Source organism: Pelagicoccus sp. SDUM812003 (assembly GCF_031127815.1).
Lineage (GTDB): Bacteria > Verrucomicrobiota > Verrucomicrobiia > Opitutales > Opitutaceae > Pelagicoccus.
This window is the reverse complement of record NZ_JARXHY010000005.1, coordinates 168,874-182,475: the sequence shown is the minus strand read 5'-3', so window position 1 is coordinate 182,475 and position 13,602 is coordinate 168,874. Positions and strand designations below refer to the sequence as shown.

The following is a 13,602-nucleotide window of genomic DNA, read 5'->3' as shown; positions in this document are numbered from 1 at the left end:
GAACGGGAGGGGAAGGGATGAGAACGCGGAGTCTAGCGATCGTCGTACTGCTGGTAGCGATTCCCTTGTCGGTGTTCGCTGCCAAGCGGGCCGATTGGCCGCATGAGCGCAGCGACATTTCGCCGGACCCGTCCATCGTTTGGGGCGAGCTGGAAAACGGGTTTGGCTACGCTCTGAAGCCCCATCGGGCGAAGCAGGGCATCATCAGCATGCGTCTGCTGGTGGAGGTCGGCTCGTTGGACGAAAAGGAGGACGAGCGTGGGGTGGCCCATTTCATCGAGCATATGGCCTTCGAGGGCACGCGAAACTTCGCTCCTGGCGAGCTGATCGCCTTCTTTCAGCGGCTCGGCATGAGTTATGGGACCGATGTCAATGCCTTCACTTACCATGACAAGACGGTCTATCATCTCGAGCTGCCGCAAAAGGATCTGTCCCTGATTCGGCAGGGCTTGCGGCTTTTTCGCGACTACTCCGATGGCATCCTCTTCAGTGAGGAACGAGTGGATACGGAGCGCGAGGTGATTTCACGGGAGCGTCAGGCCAGAGAGTCGCCTAGCGCCTTGGTTTCGCAGGAATCGTTTCGCTTCTATTTCGATGGCACACGGCTGGCCGACCGGCATCCGATCGGGTTGCAGTCGGTGGTGAAGAACGTATCGCGCGAGCAGTTGATCGAGTTTTACCAAAAGTGGTACCGGCCGGACCTCATGACTTTGGTGGTGGTGGGCGACTTCGATGTGGAATCGATGCAGGCGGAGATCGAGACCGCGTTTTCATCCATGGAGAAGCCTCGCGGAAAACCTGCCAAGCGCAAGTTGGGGAAGCTGACTCGATCGAAGCCGTTTCGCATGGGCTCGGTGGATGTCGCTGGCGTGGAGCGATTCACGCTAGAGCTCTCTCGGCCCTGGGACGATCGCCAGCGGCGCGACAATTGGGAGCGTCGTCGAAGCGATGCGCTTCGCTCGTTCGCGACCTCCATCTTCAACGAGCGCTGCCGTTCGCTTATCGACGGGATGAGCGACAATTTCGCGACCTATAGCCGCATCTACGATCTGGCCTATTGCCAGCTGACCATCAGTTCCGGCGGCGAGTACTGGTGGGAGGCGTTCATCTGGATGGATCAGCTCTTGAGGCAGGCCACGCAGCACGGGTTCACCCCACAGGAATTGGAACGCCTGCGCGAAAACTGGCTGAAGAGCAATCGCATGGCGGCCGCTCGCTACGAGACTGCCGAACCCCGATTTCTGATTGACGATCTGGTGGATTCCATCGCTTCGGATCGGGTCTATGCGGGAAAGCGCGACTTTTTCGAGCAGATGCAAACCTTCATCGAGGAGCTGAAACTGGAGGAGGTGAACGCCGCCTTTCGCGAGGTGTGGGAATCCAAACGACTCGCGTATTTCGCGGCAGGAGACTTCAAGCAGCCTTTTGATACGGACCTTCTGAAAGCGCGAATCAAGGGGGATCGGAAGTTTGTAGTGATGCCCTACGTGCCGAATTTCGCCGAGTCGTTTCAGTATTCAAATTTCGGAACGCCCGGAACGGTGGTCGAGGAAACGGAACTCACGGAAATCGGAGCGAAGACTTTTCGTTTTTCCAACAACGCCCGCCTAACGCTGATGCGTACCGAAAACGAGAAGGATACGGTGCGGGCCTTGGTGCGGGTGGGCGGAGGCATGCTCGCGTTTACCGATAGCAACCCTGGCACGCATGCCTTGGCGATGCCCGCTCTGTTTCGCAGCGGTTTTGGAAACCATGATATCGAGGACGTGTATCAGGAACTTCGAGACAATGTTTCTTCCTTCGTCTTCGGAGTGGAGGATCATGACGCGTTCACCTACCGCGCTCTGGCCCCAACCGATGGTTTGGACGAGTTCCTGAAGATCGTCGCCGAATACCTTCTCGATCCGCGGGTGGATCGGGACGCCTTCGAGCTCGCTCAATCCAAGCTGACCCAATCAAGGGAGTTGGAGCCGGACGGCATGAACGAAGGATATCGCGATCTCTATCGGCTCATCTATCCCGATCAGCCCCGCTTTCATGCTCCGTCTTTGCGAGATATCGAGCAGGTCGATCCTTCGGAAATCAGCGCGTGGCTTGGCGACTCGTTCAAGCGTGGATATTTGGAAGTCGCTCTGGTCGGGGATGTGAACGAAGACGAAGTGGTCGAGCTCGTCGCTCAAACCTTGGGAGCATTGCCGATGAGGGAGGATCACAAAAGCGCCTTCGATTCCGCTCGAAGGCTGAGAGTGACGCCGCAAACGGGAAAACGGCTCATCGAATACCAGAATGGAAAGGGCGACAATGCGGCGTCGGTCATCGTCTGGACGATTCAGGAGGAGCTTACGCAGCGCGAAAGCGCCGCGTTGTATGTGCTGAGTTCCGTATTGGAGACGAGAATACGCGAGAAGGTTCGCGAAGAGATGGGGGCGACCTACGCTCCCACGGTGAGCTACGTCACGTTTTCGGCCTACGAAACCCTTCGCCACGTGAGAGCGGATATCGATTGTCTAAAGCAGGACGCGGGAAAGATCCTGGATGCGGTTCTTGAGATCTCGGATGAACTGGCGTCTACGGCGATTTCGGATGATGAAGTGCGCAAGGCGGTGGCGCCGATGGAAGAGGGGCTGAGACAGGCATGGAAGGACAATGGCTATCTTCTGGAGCATGTCCTGTACGGGTTGCAGGAGTATCCTGAAGTATTGGAAAACGCGATACGCTATCGCGATGGTTTGCTTTCGAGCATGACTGCCGAGGAAGTGCAGGCAGTAGCGAAGCGCTTTCTGAAACGCGACCAAGCCTTGGCGGTAGCGATCGTGCCGGCGATGACGGCCAACTTGGCGGAGCGGCCGGTCTGGAGTCGGGAGTTTCGCTCCGGGGCATCGGAGGACAAGTAGGGAGTCGAGTCGCAGGGGCGCGTCTTTTTTGCCAGCTCAGTCGTCGAGGTACTTGCGAAAGAGACTGATGTCGCCGGGCCCGAAGTAGGCGAGCAGCAGGGCGTCCTCAGCCGCGACCGCATCGAACAGTTCGAGCATCAGCTCCTGCTCTTCTGGCCAGGGGTAGACGTAGAAGATGTCGATCTCCTCTATCTCGATGTCCATCTCTTCGTACTGCAAGCTGTAGGCGAGAGACCGCTGCCGTCGTTTCAAATCCGATGGAGCGATGAGTCGGTTTGTGCCGTGACCCTCGTAGAACTCGAAACCTTCGGGGAGATAGGAGTTGTTGAGAAACTGGGCGTCGATGCGTTCGGATTTCGCAAGTTCCACCGCCCGCTCATGCAGCTCCTCCTGAATCTCTATTCCGTAGGCTTGATAGCCGAGCAGGGAAGCCAGACCGGTGGATACGCCAAAGCCGCTACCCCATTCGCAGAAAGTTTTCCCCAAGGCGAGCTGATGAGCTTCTATGTAGTTGAGAGCGGAATACACCAGCAGAGGATCGCTGGGGATGTAGCGCGGGAGACGCCGGTTTCGCTTTTGCTCGAAGAATCGGTCGATCCAGCGATCCGCCTCCTCGAGAAATCGATGGATCCGGTCGCTAGGCCGAGCGGGCTCGAGTTTCATTTCAATTCGTTCGAGAGGCATCGAGGGAATCTCAGTTGGAAGTCGGCTCCGGAAGCGAGTGAAATCGTACGCAGTCGCGGGGAACAGGAATCCGTTGACTTTCTCCGATTAGAAAAGAAAGAACTTGCTAATGAACATCGCCATCATCAGCTCCAGTTTGAATCCGCAAAGCAAAAGCCGCGACGTGGCTCGAGCCCTCGAAAATCAGCTCGCTAGCGCCGAGGGCGTTTCGGTGGACTTCATCGACCTGCAGGAGCTGCCGCTGCCCATCTGCGATGGGGGAGCGGCCTATGGAGATCCCAACACGGTGGCTCTCAACGAGCGCATGGAGAGCGCGGACGCTTACGTGATCGCCACGCCGATCTACAACTACGGGATGAATGCGGCCTTGAAGAACTGGATGGAGCTCTCCGGACGCAAGATGGAAGGCAAGGTCGCTGGCATCCTTTGCTCGGCGGGCGGAGCTATGAGCTACATGTCGCCCATGGCGATAGCCAACGCGCTGATGCTCGATTTTCGCGTGATCATTCTGCCGCGATTCGTGTACACCACCGGAGCGGATTGGGATGGGCCGGAGTTGAAATCTGAGATCGCCGGACGTTTGCAGCAGTTCGGGAACGATTTCCTTTCGCTTGCTCGCAAGCTCGCGTAGCCCGCGAAGCCGCCTCGCCCGTCGGGTTTCGCCTTCCGCGATGGCCCCTGAGCTCGCGTTGCGGGCATGCACGGAGACCCGCTTTGCGGGATATCCAGCGCTCTGAGATTAGGGGGAGCGCTGCGTTTTATTAGCGTCGAATCTACCTGCCCGATTCGACGGATATCCACTATATTGTGGTTGTTTGAAAAAAGACCACAACATATGGGGTTGTGTCTTGATATGAAAAATACCTCCACCGCCCCCACATCGGATTCCTCCCTCCTGCGTTTTCACCTTTCCGATCGCCTGCGTGATCGTTTGCAGCTGGCTCTGAAGGAGAGTTGCACCCCGTTTTCCGCCACGCTCTATGCCAATATCGCTCAGCGTCTGCAGCGTCAGGAGCGGGATGGCGAAATCCTCAACGAATACCAGGTGGCCGAGGAAGAGCTGGCCGCCATGGGCATGCTCTCGGCGCTGAAGGCGTTTTGGAGTCAGACCAAGGACGAAGGCGGGAGCGAGGCCAGCGGCGAATCGCGTGACTCGCTGGTGAGCGTGAAGCACAGCATTTCCGAATACATCGACAAGGTGGACTGGCGCATCAACGCCAACGCCAACGTAGGCTACAGCCATGCCGGACTGATCAACCAATCCGCTGGCAAGCTCATCGCCAACTACTGGCTTGATCAGGTCTATACGGAGGAGGAGGGCGAGGCCCATCGCTCTGCCGACATCCATATTCACGACTTGGACAGTCTTTCGGGCTATTGCGCGGGCTGGAGCTTGCGGGTCCTGCTCGACGAAGGATTCAACGGCGTGGCCGGTCGAGTCTCAAGCCGACCCGCGAATCACTTCAATGAGGCCCTAGGGCAGATGGCGAACTTCCTGGGAATTCTGCAATCCGAGTGGGCCGGCGCCCAGGCCTTCAGCTCCTTCGACACCTATCTGGCCCCCTTGCTCTTCAAGGATCAGCTGGACTACAAGGAAACGAAGAAGGCCATTCGCCGTTTCGTTTACAATCTCAACGTACCCGCTCGATGGGGACAGAGCCCATTCACCAACATCACGCTGGATTTCACTCCGCCACAGGATTTGGCGAATCAGTATCCAAGCCGTAACTACCGTCATCTCTTTGAAAATGTGAGCGACGAGAAGCTGGAGGCCATGGCGCAAAAACGTGGCGTGGAGAAGCTGACCGACCTGCGCTACAAGCATTTCCAGAAGGAAATGGAGATGATCGACATCGCCTACTACGAGGTCATGACGGAAGGAGATAGCTGCGAGCAGCCCTTCACCTTTCCGATTCCCACCGTCAACATAACGGAGGACTTCGATTGGGATTCGCCGGCGGCGGACGCTTTGTTCGAGAACACCGCCAAGGTGGGGAACTCCTACTTCCAGAATTTCCTCGGCAGCTTGTGGATGTATGACGAAGAGGGAAACAAGGTACCCAATCCCGACGCCTACCAGCCCAACGCGGTGCGCAGCATGTGCTGCCGCTTGCAGCTGGATCTTCGTGAATTGCTGAAGCGCGGAAACGGGCTGTTCGGCTCGGCGGAGATGACGGGTTCCATCGGAGTGGTGACCATCAACCTGGCCCGTCTCGGCTACCGCTTTCGAGATGACTGGGATGGCCTGAAGGAGGAAACCTTGCGCCTGATGAAACTGGCGAAGGGAACCCTGGAAAAGAAGCGCGCTTTCGTGCAGACGCTTTTCGATCGAGGCCTTTTCCCTTATAGCAAGCGCTACCTTTCCCATTTTCGAAATCACTTCAGCACCATCGGCATCAACGGGATGAACGAGATGTTGCAGAATTTCTCCGATGGTCGTATCGACATTGCGACTACAGAAGGGGAGCGGCTCGCCATCGAGCTGCTGGATATGATTCGCGAGACCATGAAGGCGTTTCAGGAAGAGACGGGAAACCTCTACAACCTGGAAGCCACGCCAGCGGAGGGCACCACCTATCGTTTCGCCAAGGAGGATCGAAAGCGCTTCCCGGGCATCATCCAATCAGGAGATGGCGAAAACATCTACTACACCAATAGCAGTCAACTGCCAGCGGGCTTCACCGACGACCCGTTCTACGCACTGGAAAAACAGGATGCCTTGCAGACGAAATACACGGGCGGCACTGTGCTGCATCTCTACATGGACGAGAAGTTGGAAAGTGGTCAGTCCTGCAAGCGCTTCGTGAAAAGCGCCCTGACCAACTTCCGCCTTCCGTACCTGACCATCACCCCGGTCTTCTCGGTGTGCGATGATCATGGATACTTGAAGGGAGAGCAGGAGTGCTGTCCTCAATGCGGCAAGGATACGCATGTCTGGACGCGGGTCATGGGCTACCATCGTCCGGTTTCCAGCTTCAACCGTGGCAAAAAGGGCGAGCACAAGGAGCGCAAGCACTTTTCCTTGGCCGCGAACCCGCACCTGCCGCTGTTCGAGTAGTCGTTTTCGAGAAAAAAAGTAGCCCGGTCGCGTGTCTCAGCAATGCGCGGCCGGGGTCGTTTCGCTATGAAGAATTGGATACAACGTCTTCCCCTGGTGTCGGTGACGCCTTTCACCCTGCAGGACTTTCCGGGCAGATCGGCCTGCATCCTCTGGTTCGCTGGATGCCAGATGCGCTGCCCCTATTGTCACAATCCGGACTTCGTTCTCGGCAAATGCGAACGTATGGATTGGGAGAATACGCTGCGTTTTCTAAGAAACAGGCGGCGCTTTCTCGAGGGTGTCACGCTCTCTGGCGGCGAATGCCTCCTGAGTTCCGCGGTGGAGCCGATGATCGAGGAAATCAAGCAGCTCGGCTTCCAGGTGAAGGTCGATACCAACGGAGGTTCGCCGGAGCGCTTGCAGCTGCTCTTGGAGCGAGGATGGATCGACTACGTAGCCCTGGATTTCAAGGCCCCGCTTGATGACTATGAGCGGGTCACGGGTTGGGATTGCTCCGAACTCTGGGAGCGAAGCTTCGCTGCCTTGCGGTCCAGCGGTGTGTCGTTCGAGCTGCGAACGACGGTTCATCCGGAGATCGTGGACGAAGCATGTGTGGACCGGATGTTCGATTATTTGAATACGCAGGGCTATACGGGAACCCTGTATCTGCAGCACTTCCAGAACGCCCCGAAGACCATCGGGAGCCACGGCGCAGCGAAACGACGTTTTCGTCTATCGGATTTAAACCGCGAGGTTGGTTTCGAGCTGCGTTTTCGCAACTTCACGGCACACGAAGTCAGGGCGTTCGAGGCCTTGCAGCCGGTCTGAGCGTGAGCGGCTGCGCTTTTCTCACCGAGCGATAAAGTCTGAGTCGCGCTCCAGGTTGAGGGTGATCCGGGCGCAGCCTTGGTTGATGGCGATCTCCAGGCGCGAGCCGGAACCAAGGTAGGCCACCGCTTCGCCTGGGGGCACGTCGGAGAAGGTTTTCCGGAACGGGACGCTGATCCCGTTTTTCAATACGATCTCGTCGGGAAGCGGCGAAAGCTCGTTGAGGTAGAGATCGCTGATTGCATTGCCGAACTTGTCGAAGTAGACGATCTCGCCTTTTGTCGGAAGCGTGGCTACGGGCTCTCGCTCGTACCCTCCGTAGTTGAGGCCCGGCAGCGGCTGGGCGATGTCGCTTGGCGTGAGGTTTCCGGAGGCCAGATACGCCGCGGCGGGAGCGAAAATGTCTCGACCGTGGAAGGTGGAGCTGCTCTTGGCTTTGACTGGGAAGCGGCGCGGATCGATCTCGAAGGCCCGGCTCAGCGTCGGTTTGAGCATGGCGAGCAAGCCATTGTCGGGGGCCACGAAATAGTAGTCGCCCGTGTAGAGAATGATCGGCTTTCGACTTGAGCCGACACCGGGGTCCACCACGCAGAGAAAGATCGAGCCTTCCGGGAAGTCTTCGTAGCATTGGGAAAGGATAAAGGCCCCGGAGCGCACGTTTCCGTCTTCGATGTCGTGGGTGATGTCGACGAATCGGGCGTTGGGGGCGATTCGCGAGATCACGCCTTTCATCGAGGCGACGTACCAGTCGCTTTGTCCGAAGTCTGTGAGTATGGCGATCAAGGGAATAGGCGTGGCCATGGGAGGAGCGAGAAGGGTGGAATTGCTAGAGTTTGGCGGGATAGTTTGGACTATTACTCGCTTTTGGGCGAGAGCGCGTTTCTTGTCAAAGGATGAGGTTAGTAGCGTTTTTTGCGGTCTGCGCGATTTGCGCAGGGGGTTGCTTGGTGGAGGCGGAAACGGTCGAGGAGCCGGCGGCGTTTCGCGAGAGCAACTTCATGTCGGAGGTGGAGCAGGACGCGGGCCTGCCGCAATCGGTCCGGGTGGGCGGCGTGGTATTCGTTTCGGCAATGACCAGCCCCGGCGAGAGTTTCGAGAGGCAGGCGAAGACCATCTACATCCGGCTGCAGTCCTGCCTTGCCCAATATGGGCTGAGCATGCGCGACGTGGCGCAGGAGCGGGTCTACCTGGGCTCGATGTCCGACTACGAGCAGCTCGTGGAGTTGAGGCGCCTCTACTACCGAGGAAACGCGGTGCCGGCTTTCAGCTGCGTGCAGGTTTCCGGCTTTCCGCAAGAGGGCGCCTTGCTGTCCATCGAGCTGATGGCGGTGGCGAATCCGGAGGAAGAGGAGTAGGTCGCCCTGACGCGGAGAAAAGCTTGCGCTCTGGGTGGAGGCTTCGCTTGCCAAACGGCGGACTTTGCAGTTGATATGCGGCCTATGAGTTATCAGCCATCGGACGAAATCCTAGAGAAGTACGCGGATGTTATGATCAACTTCGCCCTCAACGGAGGGGAAGGCGTGAAGCCGGGCGAAGTCGTGCAGCTTCGGGTGTCGGAAGTGGCGAAGCCGTTTTTGATTTCCTTGCGTCGCGCCGTGCTCAAGGCGGGAGCCCATCCGCTCATCTTCTTCACCCCGGACAATATGATGCGGGAGCACTACGAATTGGCCAACCAGGACCAGCTCTCGTTTTTCCCGGAAAAGTACCTGAAAGGGCTGGTGGATCAGATCGACCACACGGTGGCGATTCTCTCCGAGACCGACAAGAAGGAGCTCGATGGGATCGACAGCAAGAAGATCATGGCTGGCCAGAAGGCCCTGAAGCCCTACATGGACTGGCGCCGGGAAAAGGAGAACGCAGGCAAATACACCTGGACCTTGGCCATGTACGGAACTCAGGCCATGGCTGACGAAGTGGGAATGTCCTTGGAGGAGTACTGGGAGCAGATCATCGAGGCCTGCTACCTCAAGGAAGACAAGCCGGCGGAAAAGTGGAAGGAGCTCTATGGTCGCCTCTACGAGATAAAGGACAAGCTGGACGCCATGCCGATCGAGAAGCTGCATATCGAAGCGGCGGATACGGATCTTTGGATCAAGCTAGGGGAAAATCGCAAGTGGCTGGGGGGATCGGGACGAAACATCCCTAGCTTCGAGCTATTCGTTTCTCCTGATTGGAGAGGCACGGAAGGCCGCATCCGCTTTACGGAACCACTCTATCGCTATGGGGCCTTGATCAAGGATGCGTATTTGGAGTTCAAGGACGGCTGCGTCGTTAAGGCCACCGCCAGCAAAGGCGAAGATTTGCTAAGGGAAATGATCGCGGTGGAAAACGCGGACAAGGTCGGCGAGTTCTCCCTCACGGACCGCCGCTTCTCGCGCATCACCAAGTTCATGGGCGAAACGCTTTACGATGAGAATGTGGGCGGGCAAAATGGCAACACCCACATCGCGGTCGGAGCGGCTTATCGCGATTCCTACACGGGCGACCCCTCCAGCGTCAGCGAGAGCAAGTGGATGGAGATGGGCTTCAACAATTCCGTGGTGCATACCGACATCGTCGCCACCAGCAATCGCGTGGTCACCGCCTACCTTAGGGATGGCGGCCAGCAGGTCATTTACAGGGACGGCCAGTTCACCCTTTGAGCGGACGGAATCTCTCCAGTTGATTTGACCCTTTTGATCAGGGCGAGCACCTTTGAGGCTCGCCCTTTTCGTTATGCGCATCTCCCGAAGTGGCCTCGTTGCTGTGACGCTCTTTTTCCTCGCTCTTTCTTCGAAAGCTTTCGGGTCGGAGCAGGAGCGGATTTTGCACGAGTTGGAGGCATCCTTCCAGCGTCACATCCTCGAAGCATGGTATCCGCGGGCGGTGGACGAGGAGAAGGGGGGCTACTTCAGCGATTTCGCCCATGACTGGGAGAGAAAGGGACCGCAGGACAAGTTTCTGGTGAGCCAGGCCCGCCACCTCTGGACCAGCTCGCGAGCTGCCTCGCACACCGGCGACGCCCGCTATTTGGAGATCGCCCGGCACGGGCTGGAGTTTCTCAGGCTCGTCGCATGGGATTCGAAACAGGGTGGCTTCCACGAGCGCCTGTCGCGTTCGGGAGAGCTGAGGGAGAGCCCCGGCAAAACCGCCTACGGAAACGCCTTCGCGATCTACGCCCTTGCCACCTACTACGAGGCGAGCGGCGACGCGTCCGCTCTGGACCTAGCGAAGGAGGCCTTTCTTTGGCTGGATCGGGCGGCATGGGATTCCGAATACGGCGGCTATGTGGACAAGCTTCAACGGGACGGCTCTTGGGCGGAAAACGTCAATGCGAAGGACCTGGAATCCCTGAGAGGGCGCATTGGCTTGAAGGACTACAACTCGAGTATCCATATTTTGGAGGCATTCACCGCACTGTATCGAGTTTGGCCAGATCCGCATTTGAAGGGCCGCACGGCGGCTATGCTTCGCATCGTAAGGGATCGCTTCTTTCAGGATCCTGGATACTTGCGACTCTACTACTTTCGGGACTGGACGCCAGTTTCGTTTCGGGAGATGGGAAGGGAATACGTTTTGAACCACCTGTATTGGGATCACGTCTCGTGGGGCCATGATGTGGAGAGCGCGTTTCTTTTGCTGGAGGCGGCTCACGCTCTTTACGGTGAGCTTGATCCAGTCACGCTCGGTCGGGCTAAGGCCCTTGTCGACCATGGATTGGCCACTGGATGGGATGAGACGCTGGGCGGCCTGTGGGAGGGCGGCTACTATTTCGAAGAAGGTGGAGATTGCGAAGTCGTGATGGAGGACAAGGTGTGGTGGATCGCGGCCGAGGGCCTGAACGCCTTTCTAATGATGTCGCAGCTGTTTCCGCAGGAGGAGCAGTACCGGCAAGCCTTCGAAAAGCAGTGGCGCTACATCGACCGCTACCTGATCGATCATGAAAACGGAGGCTGGTACCAGCGAGGATCGGATTCCAATCCAGAGGTTAGGAGCTGGCCGAAAAGCCAGATCTGGAAAGCCAACTATCATGACGCCCGGGCGTATTTGAACTGTATCCAGATGCTGCGGGGGACCTTCCCGCTGACGCGCCATCGGTGACGTTTCGGAAACGGGCTTGACTTCGACGGGCAAACTCTGCCTTTTTCCCGTTCAAGCTTCGTCGGATACGTCCGACTTACTAATCGAATAACTTCTTGAAATGACGCCAATCGCTCACAGTCCCGTTTCCGCAAAGTCCCTCGTGGTGCTCAACGTGGTAGTGGTGGTCGTGGTCGAATGGATCGCGTCAGCGAGAGGTTGAGCAAGCAGTTTAAGCTAATCGAAACAACCCCGCCGGCGCATGACCGGCGGGGTTGTTCGTTTTCGGATGAGTCGCTGGTGGCGCTGGCAAGGGAATAACCAGAAACACTTTATCAAATAAACCGAATCCGAAAATGAACTACACAGGCGCAGAGATCATTATAAAACTCCTCGAGAGACAGGGGATTAAAACCATGGCGGGTATACCGGGAGGCGCGAATCTCCCCATGTACGACGCTCTCTCACGCAGCGAGCAGATTCGCCACGTGCTGGCCCGCCATGAACAAGGCGCCGGCTTCATCGCCCAAGGACAGGCTCGCGCCACCGGTAGGCCAGCGGTCTTCCTCGCCACCTCCGGCCCTGGCGTGACCAATACCATCACCGCCTTGGCGGACGCGAAGCTGGACTCCATCCCGGTCATTTGCATCTCCGGCCAGGTGCCTCAGGCCCTGATCGGCACCGATGCCTTCCAGGAGATCGACGCCTACGGATTGAGCGTTCCGGTCACCAAGCACAGCTATTTCGTCAAGTCGGCCGCGGAGCTGCTGCACGTCATTCCGTCCGCTTTTCGCATCGCGCAATCCGGTCGGCCCGGTCCGATTCTCATCGATGTGCCCAAGGACGTGCAGATGGAGCGCATCGCAGTGGACGAGTGGCCAGCGACCGGAGAGAAGGAGCCCGGTCCCCAATTCCGCTTCTCGGACCTGCAGCGCGCCGCGGAGATGATCAATCAAGCGGAGCGACCCATCGTCTACGCAGGAGGAGGCGCCATCCACGGCGAAGCCCATCGGGAGTTGAAAGAGCTCGCGGAGCGTATCCATGCTCCGGTTACGACTACGCTGATGGGGCTGGGCGCGTTCCCTGCGAGTCATGAGCAATCGATCGGCATGCTCGGCATGCATGCGGCGCGGTATACCAATATGGCTCTGGAGGAGTCCGATTTGCTGATCGCCCTGGGAGCGCGTTTTGACGATCGGGCCACAGGGAAAGTGGCCCAATTCTGTCCGAACGCCAAGATCGTGCACATCGACATCGACGCGGCGGAACTGCATAAGATCAAAACGGCCCACGTGGGCATTGTCGCGGATCTGGCGTCGGCTTTGAAGCAGTTGATTCCCATCACGGAAGCGCGGCGACGCCAAGCCTGGATGGAACGCGTGGCCGAGCTGAAGCGCGATTTTCCGCTGCAGATGCCGGATGCGGATAGCGCCACTTCGGCCTACGGTATCATTCGGTCGACGCAGAGTATCTGCTCCTCGGATACGATCGTTACAACCGACGTGGGACAGCATCAGATGAGAGCCGCTCAGGCGTTTCGCTTCGAGACGCCGCGTCGCTGGTTGACTTCCGGAGGCCTGGGGACGATGGGGTTCGGACTTCCGGCCGCCATCGGAGCGGCCTTGGAGAAGCCGGAGAGCTCGGTGGTTTGCTTTTCCGGAGACGGAAGCTTGATGATGAATATCCAGGAACTGGCTACTGCGGCGGAAGAAGGGGTTAACGTCAAAATCGTTTTGTGCAACAACAACTCCCTCGGCTTGGTACACCAGCAGCAGACGCTGTTTTATGGAAAAAACATCTTCGCGTCCAACTTCAGCAAAGCGCAGGACTTCGCCATGATCGCCCGCGGATTCGGTGTCGCCGCATACGACCTCGGACAGTGCGACGATCCCAACGGACTCTTGCGCAAAGCGCTTTCCGAGCGCGGACCGGCCGTGATCAACGTACCCATCGACGTAGCTCATCGCGTTTTTCCCATGGTTCCGCCTGGCGGAGCGAACTCGGAAATGATCCACGAGCACATCGAGGAAGCGGTCGGCGTTTAGACGGAGAGCTCGCTATGGGGCACGTCTTCGGTGAAGGCGTGCTCGATTTTGC

The 13,602-nt window shown here is 57.9% G+C and carries 10 protein-coding genes; 8 read left to right on the top strand and 2 right to left on the bottom strand.

Annotation, left to right across the window (positions count from 1 at the left end):
- Nucleotides 1–17 precede the first annotated feature (17 nt).
- A complete protein-coding gene (locus tag QEH54_RS09195; protein WP_309018370.1) occupies nucleotides 18–2,894 on the top strand; it encodes an insulinase family protein in 2,877 nt (958 codons plus the stop codon).
- Between the two features lie 36 nt (nucleotides 2,895–2,930).
- Here QEH54_RS09195 and QEH54_RS09190 read toward each other — a convergent pair whose 3' ends face one another.
- Nucleotides 2,931–3,557: a hypothetical protein gene (locus tag QEH54_RS09190; protein ID WP_309018369.1), complete on the bottom strand. Its 627-nt coding sequence runs from the start codon at nucleotides 3,555–3,557 to the stop codon at nucleotides 2,931–2,933.
- Between the two features lie 130 nt (nucleotides 3,558–3,687).
- Here QEH54_RS09190 and QEH54_RS09185 point away from each other — a divergent pair, with 130 nt between their 5' ends.
- The 3 genes from QEH54_RS09185 (at nucleotide 3,688) to QEH54_RS09175 (ending at nucleotide 7,446) form a co-directional block, all read left to right on the top strand.
- Nucleotides 3,688–4,209: an NAD(P)H-dependent oxidoreductase gene (locus QEH54_RS09185; protein ID WP_309018368.1), complete on the top strand. Its 522-nt coding sequence runs from the start codon at nucleotides 3,688–3,690 to the stop codon at nucleotides 4,207–4,209.
- A 222-nt stretch (nucleotides 4,210–4,431) separates the two neighbouring features.
- The gene (locus QEH54_RS09180) at nucleotides 4,432–6,636 is read left to right on the top strand and encodes a ribonucleoside triphosphate reductase (protein WP_309018367.1); all 2,205 of its coding nucleotides are present in this window, start codon (nucleotides 4,432–4,434) and stop codon (nucleotides 6,634–6,636) included.
- Nucleotides 6,637–6,702: 66 nt separating this feature from the next.
- Nucleotides 6,703–7,446 carry an anaerobic ribonucleoside-triphosphate reductase activating protein gene (locus QEH54_RS09175; protein ID WP_309018366.1) on the top strand — a complete coding sequence of 248 codons (744 nt, stop codon included), beginning with the start codon at nucleotides 6,703–6,705 and terminating at the stop codon, nucleotides 7,444–7,446.
- Between the two features lie 21 nt (nucleotides 7,447–7,467).
- On the opposite strand, the gene QEH54_RS09170 is transcribed toward QEH54_RS09175, so the two are convergent.
- Nucleotides 7,468–8,247: an SAM-dependent chlorinase/fluorinase gene (locus tag QEH54_RS09170; RefSeq protein WP_309018365.1), complete on the bottom strand. Its 780-nt coding sequence runs from the start codon at nucleotides 8,245–8,247 to the stop codon at nucleotides 7,468–7,470.
- A gap of 92 nt (nucleotides 8,248–8,339) precedes the next feature.
- On the opposite strand from QEH54_RS09170, the gene QEH54_RS09165 reads away from it, so the two are divergent.
- From QEH54_RS09165 to ilvB, 4 genes are all read left to right on the top strand, one after another.
- Nucleotides 8,340–8,801, top strand: a complete 462-nt coding sequence (locus QEH54_RS09165; protein WP_309018364.1) for a RidA family protein — start codon at nucleotides 8,340–8,342, stop codon at nucleotides 8,799–8,801.
- Between the two features lie 84 nt (nucleotides 8,802–8,885).
- Entirely contained in the window at nucleotides 8,886–10,088 is a 1,203-nt protein-coding gene (locus QEH54_RS09160) for an aminopeptidase (protein WP_309018363.1), read from the top strand.
- A 73-nt stretch (nucleotides 10,089–10,161) separates the two neighbouring features.
- Complete coding sequence (locus tag QEH54_RS09155) at nucleotides 10,162–11,526, top strand: AGE family epimerase/isomerase (RefSeq protein ID WP_309018362.1); 1,365 nt, start codon at nucleotides 10,162–10,164, stop codon at nucleotides 11,524–11,526.
- A 335-nt stretch (nucleotides 11,527–11,861) separates the two neighbouring features.
- The gene (gene ilvB, locus QEH54_RS09150; protein WP_309018361.1) at nucleotides 11,862–13,550 is read left to right on the top strand and encodes an acetolactate synthase large subunit; all 1,689 of its coding nucleotides are present in this window, start codon (nucleotides 11,862–11,864) and stop codon (nucleotides 13,548–13,550) included.
- Nucleotides 13,551–13,602 lie beyond the last annotated feature (52 nt).

Bases quoted from the DNA above. Each gene is read 5' to 3' on its own strand.
- QEH54_RS09170 (WP_309018365.1), bottom strand. From the start codon at position 8,247: ATGGCCACGCCTATTCCCTTGATCGCCATACTCACAGACTTCGGACAA.
- QEH54_RS09165 (WP_309018364.1), top strand. From the start codon at position 8,340: ATGAGGTTAGTAGCGTTTTTTGCGGTCTGCGCGATTTGCGCAGGGGGT.
- QEH54_RS09195 (WP_309018370.1), top strand. From the start codon at position 18: ATGAGAACGCGGAGTCTAGCGATCGTCGTACTGCTGGTAGCGATTCCC.
- QEH54_RS09155 (WP_309018362.1), top strand. From the start codon at position 10,162: ATGCGCATCTCCCGAAGTGGCCTCGTTGCTGTGACGCTCTTTTTCCTC.
- QEH54_RS09160 (WP_309018363.1), top strand. From the start codon at position 8,886: ATGAGTTATCAGCCATCGGACGAAATCCTAGAGAAGTACGCGGATGTT.
- ilvB (WP_309018361.1), top strand. From the start codon at position 11,862: ATGAACTACACAGGCGCAGAGATCATTATAAAACTCCTCGAGAGACAG.
- QEH54_RS09180 (WP_309018367.1), top strand. From the start codon at position 4,432: ATGAAAAATACCTCCACCGCCCCCACATCGGATTCCTCCCTCCTGCGT.
- QEH54_RS09175 (WP_309018366.1), top strand. From the start codon at position 6,703: ATGAAGAATTGGATACAACGTCTTCCCCTGGTGTCGGTGACGCCTTTC.
- QEH54_RS09185 (WP_309018368.1), top strand. From the start codon at position 3,688: ATGAACATCGCCATCATCAGCTCCAGTTTGAATCCGCAAAGCAAAAGC.
- QEH54_RS09190 (WP_309018369.1), bottom strand. From the start codon at position 3,557: ATGAAACTCGAGCCCGCTCGGCCTAGCGACCGGATCCATCGATTTCTC.